Here is a 17,332-nt window from a genome sequence, read left to right on the forward strand (position 1 = left end):
GGTGGGCGGATCAGTTCCGGAAGGGCCAGTAGCCGCCCTTGCCGCCGTCGAACTTCACGCAGACGGACTGCTTGCCGACGAGCTGGGAGAGCCAGTCGCCGAACTGGATCGGGACGCACCACTCCTTGGGGTTCACGGGGGTGGTCGGCTTCGGCGTGGGCTTCGGCGTGGGTGTGGGTGTGGGAACGGGCAGCTCCGGCACCGGCGTGGGCTTCGGCGTCGGCGTGGGCTTCGGCACGGGTGTCGGGGTGGGCTCGGGTGTGGGCGTGGGCGTGGGGACGGGGAGCGGCGGCAGGGTCGGCACCGGGGGCCGGGTCGGCCGGGTCGGGGTGGGCAGCGGCGGCAGGGTGGGCCGGGGCGGCAGGCTCGGGCCGGTCGGCAGCGGGGAGGGGACGGGCGCGGGCCGGTCGGACATCAGCTCGCGGAAGACCTTGGCGGCGCGCGGGTTCTGCTTGCACTGCCAGACGCCGTGCGGGCAGTAGTCGGTGAGCGTGTGGTAGAGCGGTTTGTGCTCGTTGATCCAGCCGAGCATGCGCCGCACGTACTCGGGGTTGTCGCCGCGCCGGAACAGTCCCCACTCGGGGTAGGAGATCGGCTTGCCGTGTGCCTTCGCGAAGTCGACGTGCTGTTGGAGGCCGTAGGGCTGGGTGATCTGGTCGTCGAACGTGCGGCCGGGGTCCTGGTCGTACGAGTCCATGCCGATGACGTCGACCACGTCGTCGCCCGGGTAGCAGCGGGTCCAGCCGATCGCGTCGGTGCCCCGGTTGGGGGCGAAATCGAACTTGAACCGGGCGCCGGGCACGGAGCGCATCGCGTTGACGATCCGCTTCCAGTACACCTTCCAGTTCTCCGGGTCGGGCCCGCAGCGGTGGGTGTAGGTGGTGCCGTTCATCTCCCAGCCGAGCACGACCACGGTGTCGGGGACCTTGAGCTGGACGAGGCGCTCGGCGAGCCGGCGGAAGTGTTCGTCGTACTCGCCGCGGGCGCCGGCCCGGATCAGGCGGGCCACCTCCTGGTCGGACACGCGGGCCTCGTTGCGCTCCTGCATCGGGACGTTCAGGACGAACATCCGGTCGGGGGAGCCGCGCCGCCAGGCCGCCCAGGCCGCCAGGTAGTCCATGGCGCCCTGGCCCTCGATGTTGGACCACACGTCGCCGGGGAGGTACGTGTGCCCGACCCGGATCTCGGCCCCGCCGAGCCAGCGCGAGAGGTACGGGATGCGTGCCACGCCGGCGGGGCCGTAGTCGAGGTAGGCGCCCATCGCGATGTCGCGGTCCCGGACCACGCGCTCCTCGGGTTCGGTGAGGGCCGCCCCGGTGGCGAGGAGGCCGGCCGTCACGGCGCCGATGCAGGTCCCCGCGAATCTGCGGCTTGGTCTGGGCATGGCGTCTCCCGAGCTTTCCCGAGTCGGTGTGCTTGCACTCGACGTTAGGCATCAGATCCGACGAATGGCCTGTCCGGTGCATGCCCTGGTGGGCCATTCGCATGTGCGCATCACTTCCGCTTGGTCCGACTAGGTGAAAGACGTCCTTTCATGCACGAGTTCGCCGGCCCCGAGCCCGCCGTCCTGCTGCGACTGGATCGCAACCCCTTCCACCACGGCACCCTCGGGGCCGTCAGATCCCTAGGCCGCGGCGGCGTGGAGGTGCACGCGGTGGTCGAGGGCGGGGGTGGTCCGCTGGCGCGCTCGCGCTATCTGCGGGCCGTGCACAAGGGTCCTGACGGTGGTTCGGATCCGGAGGCCCCGGAGGCTCTGCTGTCCTGTCTGCTCGGCGTGTCGGAGCGGATCGGGCGGCCCGCCGTGCTGATCGCGATGGACGACTGCGGGGCCATCTCGCTGGGGCGCCTGGCCGGTCGGTTGGACGGGCGGTTCCGGATCCCCCATCAGCCCGACGACCTGCCGGCCCGGGTCGCTGACAAGGCCGAACTGGCCTCCCTGTGCGCCCGCTGGGGCATCCCGCACCCGGAGACGGTGGTGCCGTCGGCGGCGGCCGAGGCCGGGGACGCGGCCTGGCGGCTGGGGCTGCCGCTGGTCGCGAAGTGGAGCCGGCCCTGGCTGTTGCCCGCCGGGTCGGGGCTGCGCAGCACCTGCCTGGTGCACAGCGCGACCGAGGCCCGGCTGTTGTGGGAACGGACCGAGGAGGCCGGCAGTCGGCTGCTGTTGCAGCGCTTCCTGCCCGCCGGCCCGGACACCGACCGCTTCTTCCACGGGTGTTTCACCAGGGAGGGGCTGCCGCTGCTGTACGGGGCGGGCCGCAAGGAGCACTCGTGGCCGGTGCGCACGGGGCTGACGGCCGTGGGCCGCTGGCTGCCCGATCCGGCGGTGGAGGAGGCCGGGCTGCGGCTGGCCCGGCTGCTGCGCTACCAGGGCATCCTCGACCTCGACTTCCGCCGCGACGAGCGCGGCGCGTTCCGGCTCGTGGACTTCAACCCGCGCCCCGGGGCCCAGTTCCGCCTGTTCACGGAGGACGGCGGGTTGGACGTGGTGCGGGCCCTGTACCTGGATCTGACGGGGCAACGGGTGCCGGCGCCGAGCGGGGGTCCGGGGCGGCGGTTCGTGGCGGAGAACTACGCGCTGATGTCGCGGGTGTTGGGGCTGCTGCCGGTGCGCCCCGGGCAGGGTCCGGTGCCCGTCGGCGCGCGAGGGGGTGAGGCGGGTGTGGTCGACGGTTCTCGTGTGACGAACGAGAGTGAAGGTGACCACGAGATCGGCGAGGGGGGAGCGACGCACGAGGTGGTCGGACGCCCTACCGCGATCGGCGTCCCGGCGCAGCCCGAGGCGGCCCGCGCCGAGCCCGCGCACGACCGCGGCGCGGGGCCCCGACGCCGGCCTCCCGGGCCCGCCGGACGGCTGTCCGGCCCGCGCCGGGGACGCGTCGAGTACGCCTGGTGGGCGGCCGACGACATGGCCCCGTTTGTCGCGATGCTCGGCGCCTTCCTCGGTCGGGGGGTCCGCAAAGGCTGGGGTGTGATTTCCGGTTTTCCTGGGCAAAGTCGGCGTATCACTCGCGCGGCGGTACCGACCCGCACCCCCCACCCGAGAGGGGAGGTGGACGGCACCGGCGCCGCGGACTCCGCGGAACCCGACGAACTGGTGGCACGTTGACCCCTTCCGACCCCTTCCCCACCCCCCGCCACACCCCCCGCGACACCCCCGCGCCGCACCACGCGCACCGGGTGCCCGGACCCCGGCGCCGATCCGACCTCGTCGTGATCGGCGCGGGCCCCTACGGCCTCTCGATCGGCGCCCACGCCGCCGCGGCCGGCCTCGACGTCCGCGTCCTGGGCCGGCCCATGGCCTCCTGGCGCGACCACATGCCCGCCGGCATGCACCTCAAGTCCGAACCCTGGGCCTCCGACCTCTCCGCCCCCGCCCCCGGCCACACCCTGGCCGACTACTGCGCCCGCCGCGGCCTGAACGCCGCGCACGGCCGGCCGCTGCCCATCGAGGTGTTCGGCGAGTACGGGCTGTGGTTCGCCGACACGGCCGTCCCCGCCGTCGAGGAGAGCACCGTCGTCGGACTCGCCCCCGAACCCGGCGGCTACCGGATCACCCGCGCCGACGGCGAACCCCTGCACACCCGCGCCGTCACCCTCGCCGTGGGCGTCATGCCCTTCCGCCGCCACCCCCGCGCCCTCGACGCCCTGCCGCCCGGCACCTGGTCGCACAGCACCGAGCACGGCGGCCACGACCTGGAGCGCTGGGCGGGCCACGACGTGGTGGTCCTGGGCGCCGGACAGGCCGCGCTGGAGACCGCGAGCCTGCTCGCCGACGCCGGCGCCCGGCCCACCGTCGTGGCCCGCCGGCCCGCCCTGTGCTGGAACACCGTGCCCCCACCGCTGCGGCGCCCGCTCACCCGCTCCCTGCGCACCCCGCACAGCGGCCTCGGCTCGGGCTGGCGCAACTGGGCCTACGCCGAGCTCCCCGGCGCCGTGCGCGCCCTGCCCGCCCCCACCCGCGAACGGATCTTCCACACCGCCCTCGGACCGGCCGGCGCCTGGTGGCTGCGGTCCCGATTCGAACACCGGGTGCCCGTGCTCACCGGACAGCGACTGCTCGCCGTCGGGGCCCACGGGGACGGGGTCCGGCTGGAACTGGCCGGAGGTGACGGCCGGCGGACCGTCCTGGAGGCCGCGCACGTGATCGCCGCCACCGGCTTCGCCCCCGACCTGGACCGGCTCGACCTGCTCCCGCCCACCCTGCGCGCCGCCCTGCCCCGGCTCGGCGGCTGCGGGGCCCCCGCCCTCGGCGCCGATTTCGAGTCGGGACGGCCCGGACTCTTCTTCGCGGGCCTGCTCGCGGCTCCCTCGTTCGGCCCTTCCATGCGATTTGTACACGGCGCCGGCTTCACGGCGGGGAGACTGGTGACGGGTGTCCGACGGCGATTGCGCGCGAGCGGGTCGCGGCCGGTCACGCTCGGCACGGGCCGACCCCGCACGGTCACCGCCCGCGTCGAACGTCCGCAGCCTTCCCTGAGGTGACAGAAGGGGTCCGTGATGAGCCGGGAACGCGCAGAGGGTCGGGGGTGGGTCAGGATTCCCGCCAGCCGCGGCGAACAAGCGGCGGGGGCGGATCCCCGGCCCCCCGGCGCGCCCGAGGCGGTCGGATCCGCGCCCGTGGTGGCTCGGGGCGCCCCGGCGGGTACAACCCCGGTCGGGGGACCCGCCGCGCCCGCCCCCGGGAGCGGCGATCCCGTGATCTACCTGTCGCTCGTCGAGCGCTGGCGACAGGCCGGACGCACACTTCCGGGGCATCCTGACGAGGAGTGGGACCGGCTGATCAGACAGCCCTACTGGCCCGGCCGTTAGGTGGTGGACGCGTGGCAGCGGCGCAGGCACACGGGCACGGGCGAGGCCCCGAACCACGTCCCCGACCGCGCCCCGAGCCCGCGCCCGGCGGCGAGGACGCCCCGGAACGGGTCCGCGAGGCCGCCACGCCCCGGCCCGCCGCGCCCCAGTCAGCCGCGCCCCCGCCCGGGGGTTCCTCCGAGACGCAGCACCAGCGCGGTCCGGCGGGGGCGCCCGCCGGGGACGCCGAGCCGCCCGCCCGCCCCCGCGAGGGCCACGCGGGGCAGGGCCCGGAGCCGGGCCGGGGCCGGCCCACCGGCGCGGGCGAGCGACTCGCCCTGAACGGGATGGGCAGCTTCGACTGGGACCTGGACGAGGGGACCCTCGACCTCGACCCCGCCGGCATGGTCGTCTTCGACCTGCCGCCCGGCTCCTTCGACGGCACCCCGGAGGGCCTGGGCCTGGGCATCGACGACTCGGACGGGCTGCGGCTCGGCGAGACCGTGCTCAGCGCCCTCGACGCGCGGGAGGAGACCTACGGGGCCTATTTCACCGTGCGCCGCCGGGACGGCCGGGAGCAGTGGACCCACACCCAGGGGCGGATCCTGCGGGACGCCGAGGGGCGGGCCCGCCGGATCCTGGGGATCGTGCGGGACGCCACCGCCGAGCTGGCGCAGGCCACCGCGCTGCGGCAGCTGGAGGCGGCCCGCGCCAAGCAGAGCACCATCGTGCAGCGGACCACCGAGGCGCTGTCGCGGGCGGTGACCGTGGACGACGTGACGGCGGCCCTGACCGGGGCCGGGGCCCTGGAGCGGCTCGGCGCGGACGGGCTGGCCCTGGGGCTGGTGGAGAGCGGCGCGGTGCGGATCATCGCGCTCAGCGGCGAGACCCTGGAGATCCTCTCCGAGCGCCGCTTCACCCGCCTGGACGGTTCGCTGCCGCTGTCCGACGTGATCATCACCCGCACCGCGCGCTTCGTGGACGATCTGTCGGAGCTGGCCGAGCAGTACCCGCTCATGGGCCCCTACCTGCGGCGGATCCACTACAACGCGGCCGCCTACCTGCCGTTGATCGCGCAGGCCAAGGCCATCGGCGGGCTGGTGCTCTTCTACCGCCGGCACTCCGAGTTCAGCCCCGAGGAGCGCAACCTGAGCCTGGGCCTGGCCGGCATCGTCGCCCAGTCCCTGCAACGGGCCCTGCTCTTCGACCAGGAACGCGAGTTCGCCACCGGGCTCCAGGCCGCGATGCTGCCGCGCCGGATCCCCGAGATCGGCGGCGGCGAGATCGCGGTGCGCTACCACTCGGCGTGGAGCGGGCGGGAGGTCGGCGGGGACTGGTACGACGTGATCGCGCTGCCCCGGGACCGGGTGGGCATCGTGGTGGGCGACGTGCAGGGCCACGACACGCACGCCGCCGCGATCATGGGCCAGCTGCGGATCGCGCTGCGGGCCTACGCCGGCGAGGGCCACCCGCCGTCCACGGTGCTGGCCCGCGCCTCCCGCTTCCTCGCCGAACTCGACACCGAACGCTTCGCCACCTGCACCTACGCCCAGGTGGACCTCGGCACGGGCGGGGTGCGGGCGGTGCGGGCCGGGCACCTCGGGCCGCTGATCCGGCACACCGACGGGCGCACCGGCTGGCCCAACCTGCGGGGCGGGCTGCCGCTCGGGCTGGCCACCGTCTTCGCGCAGGAGGACTTCCCCGAGACCCGGCTCGACCTCGTGCCCGGCGAGACCCTCGTGCTGTGCACGGACGGCCTGGTCGAGGAGCCCGGCACCGAGATCACCGACGGCATGGAGGCCCTGGCCCGGGCGGTCCGCAGCGGCCCGCAGGGGGCGGAGGCGCTCGCGGACCACCTCTCCGAGCGGCTGTGGGAGCGCTGGGGCTCGGGGGACGACGTGGCCCTGCTGGTGCTGCGCCGGGCGCCGGACCCGGGCACCCACCGGGCGCCCCGGATCCACCAGTACGTGCACCAGGCCGATCCCGAGGGCCTGTCGGAGGCCCGGTACGCGCTGCGGCAGGCGCTGCGCGACTGGGGGATGCCGCAGCTCGCGGACGACGTGGAGCTGGCGGCGGGCGAGCTGCTCGTGAACGCGCTGCTGCACACCGAGGGCGGGGCGGTGCTGACGATGGAGGTGCTGCCCGAACCCGTCCGGCGGATCAGGCTGTGGGTGAAGGACCGTTCCAGCGTCTGGCCCCGGCGCCGCAGTCCGGGCGAGGCGGCGACCACCGGACGCGGGTTGTTGCTGGTGGACGCGGTGGCCTCGCACTGGGGCGTGGAGTCGCGGGGCGACGGGAAGGCCGTGTGGTGCGAGTTTCCCGCCCCGCCCACCGGGGACTCTCCGTGAGGGAGCGGTCGCGTGCGGTTGCGGTCGCGGTGAGCGGGAGTGAGCATCGGGGCATGAGAGGACTTGTGCGGGCGCTGCTGGCGTTCGTGTTGGTGTGCGCGGCGGTGGCGGCGTGGACGGCGGTCGAGCGGTCCGCCGGCACCGCGCGCGCGGTGGGTTCCTGCGACGGCGTGGCGTTCCTGTCGGTGATGGACGCCGGCCGGGACTGCCCCTGAGGTGTCCGGGCCGGCGGACCCGGACGGTGAGCTCAGAGAGCGGGCTCAGGGGGCCGCGAGGATCTCGACGTCCTGGCGGTGCGCGCTCAGCGGGGTGACGTTCGGGATCAGGCCCCGGCCGGGGCGCACGGAGGAGAGCCGGGCCTCGGCCTCGGCCGTGCCGGGGTGCAGGTCGGGGGTGTGCCGCAGGGAGCCGGAGGCGTGCCAGGCGTGCTCCTCGCCGTCGCAGACGGCGTCCCCGCCGGCGAGGCCGAGCCGGGTGCCGTCCTGGTAGAGGGTGACGCCGATCTGCACCGCCCCGGAGGGTGACGGGGGCAGGCAGCGGTAGGTCCCGGAAAGGGTGACGGTCGCGTCCGGTCCGATGACGGCGACCGGGGCCACGTCCACCTCGCTCGCGGCGGCGCCGGCCCCGGCGGGGGCGGCGAGGACGGCGGCCGAGGCCAGGACGGAGACGGCGGCCATGGACAGCGCGCGACGCGAAATGCGCATGATTCCTCCGGGGGAGTGGGGGGTGTTCGCGGGGGTGGGGCGGCGGGGGTGAATCCGCCGGAACGCATTGTGCTGGTCGCGGCCCGTCAACGCGTTCCGCCGGTCCGTGTCGTGGGCGCAATTGCCCGCTCGGCCGCGTGACACTGGGCGAAATTCGTCCCCCGAAGGGATTCCCCCGTGTCCGCACGTCACCGTCACCGTCGAGGCCGCCCTCGCGCCGCGCTCGCGCTCGCCCTCCTGCCGCTGCTGCTCGGCGCCGCCGTCGCCTGCGGGCACCTGCCGGAGGGGGAGACCCGGGCGCCCGCCGGGGTGCCCGCCGTGCCGGTGGGCGAGGGGGGCCCGGACCCGGGCGACGACGGGCGCGGCCGACTCGACGCGGCGCCCGCCGACGCGCGCCGGATGGGGGAGGTGCTGCGGGTGCGGGGGCGGGAGTTGGGGCGCCACCTGGACGCCGTGCTCACCTCGTGGGTGGACCCGGCGGTGCCGGTGCGGGCCGGGGTCGGGCCGCCCGCCGGCCGCCGTTGGGTGGGGGCGGGGATGTCCTTCGTCAACGTGGGGGGCGACACGTACGGGCCCCTGGGGAGCGTGTGGGCGCACGACAGCGCGGGACGGAGCTGGCCGGCGGTCGCGACGGGGGAACTCACCACCGGCAGGCCGCTCGTCCTCGATTCCCTCGCCGTGGGTTCCCGGGCCGAGGGATGGGTGGTGTTCGAAATTCCGGACAACGCGCGCATCGTGCGCCTCCAATACCGGGACGCGAACGTCCGCGCGAATTCCGGAGAGGGATTCTGGACCATCTAGCCCGGGTGGGTGAAGGGTCGTGAAATACCCCATCCGAATCCCACTAGGGTGCGCGCATGACTTCTACTCAGGCCGAAATCGACAGCTCCCGACTCGGCACCCTCTCCGTGCTCGCCTGGATCGGCGACCCCGAGGAGGGGCACGACATCCCCTACCTGCTCGCCTACACCCTCGGCGACGGGCCGGGCGAGCCGGAGGAGGCCCTGCGGGCGAGCGAGGAGGCCGCGCGCGCCCTGCTGGACCAGATGAAGCTCACGATCGGCGACGTGGTCCTCGACGCCACCCACAGCCCCCGCACCTTCCCGATCCAGGTCGTCCTCGTGGACGACCAGGTCGCGCTCACGATGCCGGGCCTCAACGCCCAGTGCGGGGCCCCGCCGGAGTGGGTGGCCGCCGCCAACGACAGCGAGCAGGTCTACTTCCTCTTCGCCACCCGCCCCTGGCCCGAGGCGGCCCCCGGCAAGCCGGTCAGCCCCGAGGCCCTGCAGAAGTTCGCGGGCGACGAAGAGGTCCTGACCTCCGCCGCCCACTGCGTGCTCCAGGTGCAGCGCCTCCAGCGCTGATCCGGCGCGCGGTCCGGGGCGACGCGCGATGCGCGCGCCGCCCCGGCCGTGCCGCTCCGCCCCGCCCCGGCTCAGCCGTCGAAGGCGAAGCGGAGGGTGCGGACCCGGTTGTCGAAGTTCGATCCGGCCAGGTCCGGCGCCCCCACCGCCCGCAGGCCCACCGGGCGGGTCAGCAACTCGCGGAACAGCGCCTTCAGTTCCACCCGGGCCAGGTGCGCCCCCAGGCAGTAGTGCGGTCCGCCGCCCCCGAAACCGAGGTGCGGATTGGGCGAGCGGGTGATGTCGAAGGCGTCCGGATCGGCGAAGACGGCCTCGTCCCGATTGGCGGAGGCGTAGTACAGCACCACCTTCTCGCCCGGCCCGAACTCCCGCCCCCCGAGCCGGTGTTCCGTGGTCAGGGTGCGACGGAACTGGATGATGGGGGTGGAGTGGCGGATGATCTCGTCCACCGCCCCGTCCGCGTACCGCTCGAAGTCCGAGACCCACAGCTCCCGTTGCTCGGGGTGCTCGGTCAGCAGGCTCAGCCCGTGGGTGATCGCGTTGCGCGTGGTCTCCACCCCGGCCACCATCAGCAGCGAGAAGAACGCCCCCAACTGCCGCGAGTTCAGGCCCTGCCCGTCGAGGTCGGCGGAGACCAGGGCCGAGATCAGGTCCTCGCCCGGGTGTCTGCGCCGCTCCCGGCCGATCGCCCCCACCATGCGCTGCATCCGGGCCAGCGCGCGCAGCCCCCGTCCCGGCATCCGCAGCCGCGAGGCCAGCCCCCGCTCCACCCCGATGTGCTCCGAGGCGTGGTTGACGCGGTCGGCGATCTCGGCCCGGTGCCGTTCGGGGATGCCCATCATGTTGCAGATGACCTCCAGCGGCAGCCGCGAGGCCACCGAGGCCACGAACTCGTCGGGCCGCCGGTCGAGGACCTCGTCCACGATCCGCCGGGCCACCGCGTGCACGTCCTCCTCCGCCGCCGCCAACAGCCGGGGGGTGAAGGAGCGGTGCACGATCCGGCGCAGCCGGGCGTGATCGGCCCCGTCCAGGTTGACCATCGAATCGCCGAACAGGGTCCGCACCCAGCGCGGCGGCTCCGGGGTGGTCACGCCGGGGGCGCTGGCGAAGACGGTGGGCCGCCGGCTCGCCTCCTGCACGTCCGCGTGCCGCACGAGCGCCCAGTGGCCCCGGCCGCGCCGGTCCTCCGGCATGAACACCGGCTCGCGCCGGGCCCGCAGCCGCGCGAACGCGGCCCGCTGCGTCTCGGGGGGCCGGCGCCAGAACGCGGGGTCGGCGAGGTTGACGTCCTGAGCGGGGAGGGACGCGGCCGGCATGGCGGTTTCCTTCGAGCGAGCGGGTTCCTTCACGTGTGAGGAGAACGCCGCCGCTCGGCGGGGCGTCGACCGCCCCGCCCCCGATTCCGTCGAAGGGATGGTCGCGCGGGACGAGGGTTGACGCCGCTCACCCCGGGCGCGCGTCAGACGAGGCGCGTGTGGTGCGCCGTCCGCACCCCGATGGCCACCGCCGCCGTCGCCACCAGCCCCATCCACAGCACCGCGTGCGAACCCGTCCACGCGCAGCCCACCACCAGCGCCGCCGTCACCGGCAGCAGCAGTTGCTGCGCCGGCCCGTTCTTGAAGTGCCGCGAGTGCAGCAGCCACACGAAGAACAGGAACGCCGCCGCCGGCACCGCCACCGCCAGGTTCGCCGCCACGACCGAGATGTGCGCCTCGCCCAGGGCCTGCTCGATGACCACCTCGATGCCCGCGCCGATCGCCGCCGCAGCCATGAAGATCACGAAGTGCCCGTAGCCCCACGGGATCGCCTCCCGGTTGCTCCGCAGCCGGTCGTGGGCGGGCACCGCGAAGTAGATCCACCAGGCCGCGAACACCAGCAGCACCCCGCCGCCCGCGATGTACAGCAGGTTGCCCAGCGCCTCGTGCTCGTCCAGCGCCGACTGCACCGCCACCGTCGCCGCCGCGATGGTCTCGCCCAGCACGATGATCGTGAACAGCCCGTAGCGCTCGGCGATGTGGTGCGGGTGCCACGGGGTCTCGTGCCCCCGTTCGGCGATCAGCGGCACCGACAGCTCCGCCACCACCAGGATCAGGAACAGCCAGCGCTTGGCCCCGTCCGGCGCCCACAGCAGCGCGATCCAGCCGAGCTGGCAGACCACCAGCCCCGCCGCGTACGTCAGGGTCGAGCGCCGGGCCGGGCCGCTCTCCCCGCGCGAGGCCCGCAGCCACTGCGCGGTCAGCGCCACCCGCATCACCAGGTAGCCGATGACCGCGACCAGCCAGTCGTTCGCGTCGAAGGCGCGCGGGATGCCGGCCGCGAACACCAGCACGCCCGCGATCTGCACCAGGGTCGCCACCCGGTACGGCACGTCGTCCACGTCGTAGGCGGAGGCGAACCACGTGAAGTTCATCCACGCCCACCACACGCCGAAGAACACGAACACGTAGCCCAGCAGCCCGTCCGCCACGTGCCCCTCGGCCAGGGCGTGCACGAGCTGCCGGCCGGCCTGCGCCACCGCGACCACGAAGCACAGGTCGAAGAAGAGCTCCAGGTTGGTCGCGGTGCGGTGGGCCTCGTCCCGGCTCCGGGCGGTCATCGGCAGGTAGGTCATGCGGGCCAGCACAGCAGCCCGCCGGGGGCTACGAGGCGAGGCGCGCGGTCCGGGCCTCGCGCATGCCCCGGGCGGACTCCCGCAGGGCCCGTTCCCAGCGGCGCAGCACCAGCCGGGCCAGCCGGGGGTGGTCGGCCAGCGGCGCCGACACGGTCCACGCGTCGAGCCGGTCCAGCACCTCCGTGAACCGGCCGGGGGCCAGCAGGTGGGTGGCCACGGCGATCCGCTCGTGGCCCGCCGCCCGCAGCGCGGCCAGGGCCTCGGCCGGGGTGGGGGAGGCGGAGGTCAGGTAGGCGGGCACCACCGGGATCGGGCCGGGCCCGCGGTCGCACTCCAGCAGGGTCGACAACTGCTCGACGCAGGTCAGCGTGCCGTCGTTGCCCCCGGGGCGGGAGGAGCCGGCGCCCGCGACGAGCACCGCGTCGGCCAGGGCGTGCGGTCCGCGCCGCCGCTCGGCCTCGCGCAGCCGGCCGTACAGGGCCAGGGCCACGTCCTGCTCGCGGGCCAGGCCCTCGGTGAGCACGCAGTCCGGGGCACCGTGCTCGGCCAGCACCGCCGGGATGTCCACCCGCCGGTGGTAGCCGTCGCCCAGCAGCAGCGGCACCACCACCGCGTGCGGGTGCTCGGCGACCACCTCGGCCAGCGAGGGGCGCTGCACGTCGAGGTGCCCGACGACGGCCCGGACCCCGCTGAGGGCCTCGATCGAGGCGAGCAGCCGGTCGATGGTGGCCGAGGCGGCCGGGACGGCGCTGCCGTGCACGGCGAGTACGAGCATCGTGATCCCTTTCCGGGCGGCGGCAGGGGTGTCCCCCCTCCCACGCTAAGCCGCGCGGCCCGCCCCGGCCGCTCGGCCAAGGCCCTGGGTGCAGGGCCGATGGTCCTGTGTGAAACGGGGCCCGGGGCCCGGGGTCGGGGGTCGTTTTCGGAGCCTGCGGACTGCGCGGCGGACCTACCGTCGAAGAGTCGGAATGTATGCACGGACAGGCGCGCGGATCCGCTGCGGATCCCCACCGAACGCGTCGCGTGCGCCGTACAGGGACACGTGGAGTGAGACGCATGCAGCAGACGCTGGTTGTCATCGGCCACGGCATGGTGGGACACCGCCTGCTGGAAGCCCTCGCCGAGCGGGACGCGCTCATCGACCCGGCCAAGCCCGAGGGCCGCGGCTGGAAGGCGATCGTCCTCGCCGAGGAGAAGCGCCCCGCCTACGACCGCGTCCACCTGTCCGCCGCGTTCACCGGCACCGGCGGCGACGAGCTGTCCATGGTCTCCGAGGGCTTCCTGGAGCGGCACGGCGTGGACCTGCGCCTGGGCGACCCGGCCGTGCACGTGGACACCGCCGCCCGCGCCGTCACCACCGCCTCCGGCGCGGTGGTCCGCTACGACGCGCTGGTCCTGGCCACCGGTTCCTACCCCTTCGTGCCGCCCATCGAGGGCGCCGACGCCGAGGGCTGCTTCACCTACCGCACCCTCGACGACGTCGAGGCCATCACCTCCTACGCCGGGGCCGCGGGCCGCCGCACCGGCGTCGTGATCGGCGGCGGCCTGCTCGGCCTGGAGGCCGCGGGCGCCCTGCGCACCCTGGGCCTGACCACGCACGTCGTGGAGTTCGCCGCCCGCCTCATGCCGCTCCAGGTGGACGACGGCGGCGCGGCCGCGCTGCGCGCCACCATCGAGTCCATGGGCGTGGCCGTGCACACCGGGGTCGGGGCCGCCGAGGTCGAGACCGACGCCGACGGGCGCGCGACCCGCCTGCACCTGACCAACGGCGAGGACATCCACGCCGACCTCGTCGTGTTCTCCGCCGGCGTCCGCCCGCGCGACCGCCTGGCCCGCGAGAGCGGCCTCGCGGTCGGCGACCGGGGCGGCGTGGTCGTGGACGCGCACTGCCGGACGAGCGACCCGTACGTGTACGCCGTCGGCGAGTGCGCGCAGACGGTCGACGGAAAGGTGTACGGTCTGGTCGCCCCCGGTTACCAGATGGCCGAAACGGTCGCCGAGGCACTGGCCGGCGCCGGCGAGCTCACGTTCACCGGCGCCGACACCTCCACCAAGCTGAAGCTGATGGGCGCCGACGTCGCCTCCTTCGGCGACCCCTTCGCCCCCGAGGGCCGCGACGGCGCGGTCTCCGTGGTCTTCTCCGACGCCCGCGAAGGCGTGTACAAGAAGCTGCTGCTGGGCCCGGACGGCGCCCTCCTCGGCGGCATCCTGGTCGGCGACGCCGACGCGTACGGCTCGCTGAAGCCGCACGCCGGCCGGCAGCTCCCGGCCCCGGCGGAGGCGTTCATCCTCCCCAACACCGAGGGCGTGGCCCTGCCGGGCGCCGACGCGCTGCCCGACGACGCGGTGGTCTGCTCCTGCCACAACGTGACCAAGGCGCAGGTCCGCACGGCGGTGGTCGAGGAGTCCCTCACCGACATCGGCGGCATCAAGAAGTGCACCAAGGCCGGCACCGGCTGCGGCGGCTGCCTGGGCACCCTCCAGGCCGTGCTCGACGCGGAACTCGCGGCGGCCGGCATCGAGAAGCCGCGCGGCCTGTGCGAGCACTTCACCCTCACGCGCGCCGAGGTCTACGAGACCGTCCGCACCGAGCGGATCCGCAGCTTCACCGAGCTGATGGAGAAGCACGGGGTCGGCGGCCAGGGCTGCGCCGTGTGCAAGCCCGTGGTCGGCAACGTCCTCGGCTCCCTCGCCCCGGACCTGGGCCTGAGGCACATTCTGGACGGGGAGCAGGCCACCCTCCAGGACTCCAACGACCTCTTCCTCGCCAACCTCCAGAAGGACGGCACCTACTCGGTGATCCCCCGGGTCGCCGGCGGCGAGATCACCGCCGAGCAGGTCATCGTGCTCGGTGAGGTCGCCCGGGACTACGAGCTGTACACCAAGGTCACCGGCGCCCAGCGGATCGGCCTGTTCGGCGCCCGCAAGGAGCAGCTGCCGGACATCTGGCGGCGCCTGGGCGGGGCCGGGTTCGAGACGGGCCAGGCATACGGCAAGTCCCTGCGCGCGGTGAAGTCCTGCGTCGGCTCGCGGTTCTGCCGCTTCGGCCAGGGCGACTCGATCCAGCTCGCCATCGACCTGGAGCTGCGCTACCGGGGCCTGCGCACCCCGCACAAGTTCAAGGGCGGCGTCTCGGGCTGCCTGCGCGAGTGCGCGGAGGCCCGCGGCAAGGACATCGGCGTCATCGCCACCGCCAACGGCTGGAACCTGTACGTCAGCGGCAACGGCGGCGCGATCCCGCGCCACGCCGACCTGCTGGCCTCGGACCTCACCACGGCCGAGCTGTTCGCGCTGATCGACCGCTTCCTCATGTACTACATCCGCACCGGTGAGCGCCTGGAGCGCACCTCGACGTGGCTGGAGCGCATCGAGGGCGGCCTGGGGCACCTCAAGGAGGTGCTGATCGAGGACTCGCTGGGCATCTGCGCGGAGCTGGAGGCGCAGATGGAGCGGCACGTGTCCGCGTACCAGGACGAGTGGCAGGCCGTGCTGGAGGACCCGGCGGCGCTGGAGCGCTTCGGCACGGTGGACTTCGGCGCGGGCGCGGCGGCGGTCTCGGACGCGCTGGAGCCCGGCCGCGGCCGGATCGCGGTGCTGCCCGACGGTTCGCAGGCGGCGGTGTTCAAGGACGAGGCGGGCGAGGTCTACGCGGTCGGCAACACCGACCCGTTCTCGGGCGCGGACGTGATCGCCGACGGGATCATGGGCTCGAAGGACGGGGTGCCGGTGGTGGCGTCCCCGATGCACAAGCAGCTCTTCGACCTGCGCACCGGCGTCTGCCTGGACGACCCGGAGGTCTCGCTCCCGGTCTTCGAGGTCAAGTGACCTGACGCGCACGCGCGCCGGCGGGGCCCCGCGGGGCCCCGCCGGCGCGTTCGGGGTTGTGGGCCGTGCGACGAACGCCTTGTGCGTCCGGGGACCTTGTCCTGTCGATCGCGCGACGTTCTGCCCTGCCGGCGGGCCGGGGCGAACCGGAACCTTGAAAGGTCAGGACCCGTAGGACCCCATTTCAACGTTCAGGACACTGCATGAGTTCCGCGAGCTTCACGAAGGTCGAGGAGACCACCGCGGTCGACCCGGCCCAATACCGGCCCGGCAAGACCATCACCGACTGGCGTCCGCAGGACCCGGCCTTCTGGGAGTCCACGGGCAAGCGGGTCGCGACCCGCAACCTGTGGATCGCCGTGCCGGCGCTGCTCGTGGCCTTCGTGGTGTGGCAGGTGTGGTCGATCACCGCGACCAACCTGAAGGACGTCGGGTTCGACCTGACCCAGTCGCAGCTGTTCTGGCTGACGGCCGTCCCGGGCATCACCGGCGGTACCGCGCGGATCTTCTACACCTTCTGGGGCCCGATGGTGGGTCAGCGCCGGTTCACCGCGCTGTCCACCGTGGTCCTGATCGTGCCGCTGCTGTGGCTCGGCTTCGCCGTGCAGGACAACACCACCTCCTACGGCACCCTGATCACGATCGCCGCCCTGTGCGGCATCGGCGGCGCGAACTTCTCCTCCTCGCTGGCCAACATCGGCTTCTTCTACCCGAAGGAGAAGAAGGGCAGCGCGACCGGCATCAACGGCGGCCTGGGCAACCTCGGCGTCTCCGTGGTGCAGCTGCTCACCCCGATCCTGATCACCACCTCGGTGCTCGCGATCGGCGCGGGCCAGGCCAAGGCCGACGGCAAGACCGTCTACCTGCAGAACGCCGCGTTCGTGTGGATCCCGGTCCTGATCGTGCTCGCCGCCGTGGCGTGGTTCGGGCAGAACGACCTGAAGGTGGCCTCGACCCCCTTCTCGCAGCAGAAGATCATCTTCAAGCGCAAGCACAACTGGGTCATGACCTGGCTGTACGTGGGCACCTTCGGCTCCTTCATCGGGTTCGCCGCCGCCCTGCCGCTGCTGATCAAGACCACCTTCCCGGACTACTCGGTGGCCACCTACGCCTGGATGGGCCCGGCCCTGGGCGCGCTCGCCCGCTGGGGCGGCGGCTGGCTGTCGGACAAGCTCGGCGGCGCCCGCGTCACCATGCTGTCCTTCGTGGGCATGGCCCTGGCCATCATCGGCGTGATCAACTTCCTGCCGGCCGGCGGCGACGGCGGTCACTTCTTCGGCTTCTTCCTCTGCTTCCTGGCCGCGTTCCTCTTCTCCGGCCTGGGCAACGGCTCGACCTTCCGGCAGATCCCGGTGATCTTCCGCGGGCAGCACCTGGCCGGTCTGACCGAGGGCACCCCGGAGTACGCCAAGGCCCTGAAGCAGTCCGAGATCGAGTCCGGCGCGGTCACCGGTTTCACCGCCGCGATCGCCGCGTACGGCTTCTTCTTCATCCCGGCGATGTTCGCGAACTTCGCCGTGACCAGCGCGATGTGGGGCTTCGTCGGCTTCTACGTCACCTGCCTGGTCGTCTGCTGGTGGTTCTACGCCCGCAAGGGTGCCGAGGCCCCCAGCTAGAGCTCTTCCGGCCCGTGCCGTCCTGACGACGAGCCCCGGTCCCGCGCGCCCCTCGGGGAGGCGCGGGGCCGGGGCG

General features: G+C 74.0%; 13 protein-coding genes. 8 read left to right on the forward strand and 5 right to left on the reverse strand.

Annotated features, from left to right (window positions below):
* Window positions 1-10: 10 nt before the first annotated feature.
* The gene (locus ACN20G_RS15015) at window positions 11-1,384 is read right to left on the reverse strand and encodes a glycoside hydrolase family 26 protein (RefSeq protein WP_424213281.1); all 1,374 of its coding nucleotides are present in this window, start codon (window positions 1,382-1,384) and stop codon (window positions 11-13) included.
* Between the two features lie 150 nt (window positions 1,385-1,534).
* On the opposite strand from ACN20G_RS15015, the gene ACN20G_RS15020 reads away from it, so the two are divergent.
* The 4 genes from ACN20G_RS15020 (at window position 1,535) to ACN20G_RS15035 (ending at window position 7,351) form a co-directional block, all read left to right on the forward strand.
* Window positions 1,535-3,106 (forward strand): ATP-grasp domain-containing protein, encoded by a 1,572-nt coding sequence (locus tag ACN20G_RS15020; RefSeq protein ID WP_424213282.1) that lies wholly within the window; start codon window positions 1,535-1,537, stop codon window positions 3,104-3,106.
* A gap of 104 nt (window positions 3,107-3,210) precedes the next feature.
* On the forward strand, window positions 3,211-4,482 hold the full coding sequence (locus ACN20G_RS15025; RefSeq protein ID WP_424215516.1) for an FAD-dependent oxidoreductase: 1,272 nt from the start codon (window positions 3,211-3,213) through the stop codon (window positions 4,480-4,482).
* A gap of 644 nt (window positions 4,483-5,126) precedes the next feature.
* Window positions 5,127-7,136: a SpoIIE family protein phosphatase gene (locus ACN20G_RS15030; protein WP_424215517.1), complete on the forward strand. Its 2,010-nt coding sequence runs from the start codon at window positions 5,127-5,129 to the stop codon at window positions 7,134-7,136.
* 53 nt (window positions 7,137-7,189) lie between these two features.
* Window positions 7,190-7,351 (forward strand): hypothetical protein, encoded by a 162-nt coding sequence (locus ACN20G_RS15035; protein WP_424213283.1) that lies wholly within the window; start codon window positions 7,190-7,192, stop codon window positions 7,349-7,351.
* A 45-nt stretch (window positions 7,352-7,396) separates the two neighbouring features.
* Here ACN20G_RS15035 and ACN20G_RS15040 read toward each other — a convergent pair whose 3' ends face one another.
* Window positions 7,397-7,840: a DUF6299 family protein gene (locus ACN20G_RS15040; protein ID WP_424213284.1), complete on the reverse strand. Its 444-nt coding sequence runs from the start codon at window positions 7,838-7,840 to the stop codon at window positions 7,397-7,399.
* A gap of 177 nt (window positions 7,841-8,017) precedes the next feature.
* On the opposite strand from ACN20G_RS15040, the gene ACN20G_RS15045 reads away from it, so the two are divergent.
* On the forward strand, window positions 8,018-8,641 hold the full coding sequence (locus tag ACN20G_RS15045; protein ID WP_424213285.1) for a hypothetical protein: 624 nt from the start codon (window positions 8,018-8,020) through the stop codon (window positions 8,639-8,641).
* Between the two features lie 56 nt (window positions 8,642-8,697).
* Window positions 8,698-9,204, forward strand: coding sequence for a DUF5949 family protein (locus tag ACN20G_RS15050; protein WP_424213286.1), 507 nt, complete (start codon window positions 8,698-8,700; stop codon window positions 9,202-9,204).
* Window positions 9,205-9,275: 71 nt separating this feature from the next.
* On the opposite strand, the gene ACN20G_RS15055 is transcribed toward ACN20G_RS15050, so the two are convergent.
* From ACN20G_RS15055 to ACN20G_RS15065, 3 genes are all read right to left on the reverse strand, one after another.
* Window positions 9,276-10,520, reverse strand: a complete 1,245-nt coding sequence (locus ACN20G_RS15055) for a cytochrome P450 (protein WP_424213287.1) — start codon at window positions 10,518-10,520, stop codon at window positions 9,276-9,278.
* A gap of 143 nt (window positions 10,521-10,663) precedes the next feature.
* Complete coding sequence (locus ACN20G_RS15060) at window positions 10,664-11,815, reverse strand: low temperature requirement protein A (RefSeq protein WP_424213288.1); 1,152 nt, start codon at window positions 11,813-11,815, stop codon at window positions 10,664-10,666.
* Between the two features lie 28 nt (window positions 11,816-11,843).
* A complete protein-coding gene (locus ACN20G_RS15065) occupies window positions 11,844-12,590 on the reverse strand; it encodes a sirohydrochlorin chelatase (protein WP_424213289.1) in 747 nt (248 codons plus the stop codon).
* A 281-nt stretch (window positions 12,591-12,871) separates the two neighbouring features.
* On the opposite strand from ACN20G_RS15065, the gene nirB reads away from it, so the two are divergent.
* Window positions 12,872-15,640 (forward strand): nitrite reductase large subunit NirB, encoded by a 2,769-nt coding sequence (nirB, locus tag ACN20G_RS15070; RefSeq protein WP_424213290.1) that lies wholly within the window; start codon window positions 12,872-12,874, stop codon window positions 15,638-15,640.
* Between the two features lie 203 nt (window positions 15,641-15,843).
* Entirely contained in the window at window positions 15,844-17,256 is a 1,413-nt protein-coding gene (locus ACN20G_RS15075; protein ID WP_424213291.1) for an MFS transporter, read from the forward strand.
* Window positions 17,257-17,332 lie beyond the last annotated feature (76 nt).

The organism is Streptomyces dryopteridis (assembly GCF_049606955.1).
Lineage (GTDB): Bacteria > Actinomycetota > Actinomycetes > Streptomycetales > Streptomycetaceae > Streptomyces.

What these genes read in the sequence shown, in the direction of transcription:
- ACN20G_RS15015 (WP_424213281.1), bottom strand. Translation starts at nt 1,384, where the DNA reads ATGCCCAGACCAAGCCGCAGATTCGCGGGGACCTGCATCGGCGCCGTG.
- ACN20G_RS15020 (WP_424213282.1), top strand. Translation starts at nt 1,535, where the DNA reads ATGCACGAGTTCGCCGGCCCCGAGCCCGCCGTCCTGCTGCGACTGGAT.
- ACN20G_RS15035 (WP_424213283.1), top strand. Translation starts at nt 7,190, where the DNA reads ATGAGAGGACTTGTGCGGGCGCTGCTGGCGTTCGTGTTGGTGTGCGCG.
- ACN20G_RS15040 (WP_424213284.1), bottom strand. Translation starts at nt 7,840, where the DNA reads ATGCGCATTTCGCGTCGCGCGCTGTCCATGGCCGCCGTCTCCGTCCTG.
- ACN20G_RS15050 (WP_424213286.1), top strand. Translation starts at nt 8,698, where the DNA reads ATGACTTCTACTCAGGCCGAAATCGACAGCTCCCGACTCGGCACCCTC.
- ACN20G_RS15055 (WP_424213287.1), bottom strand. Translation starts at nt 10,520, where the DNA reads ATGCCGGCCGCGTCCCTCCCCGCTCAGGACGTCAACCTCGCCGACCCC.
- ACN20G_RS15060 (WP_424213288.1), bottom strand. Translation starts at nt 11,815, where the DNA reads ATGACCTACCTGCCGATGACCGCCCGGAGCCGGGACGAGGCCCACCGC.
- ACN20G_RS15065 (WP_424213289.1), bottom strand. Translation starts at nt 12,590, where the DNA reads ATGCTCGTACTCGCCGTGCACGGCAGCGCCGTCCCGGCCGCCTCGGCC.
- nirB (WP_424213290.1), top strand. Translation starts at nt 12,872, where the DNA reads ATGCAGCAGACGCTGGTTGTCATCGGCCACGGCATGGTGGGACACCGC.
- ACN20G_RS15075 (WP_424213291.1), top strand. Translation starts at nt 15,844, where the DNA reads ATGAGTTCCGCGAGCTTCACGAAGGTCGAGGAGACCACCGCGGTCGAC.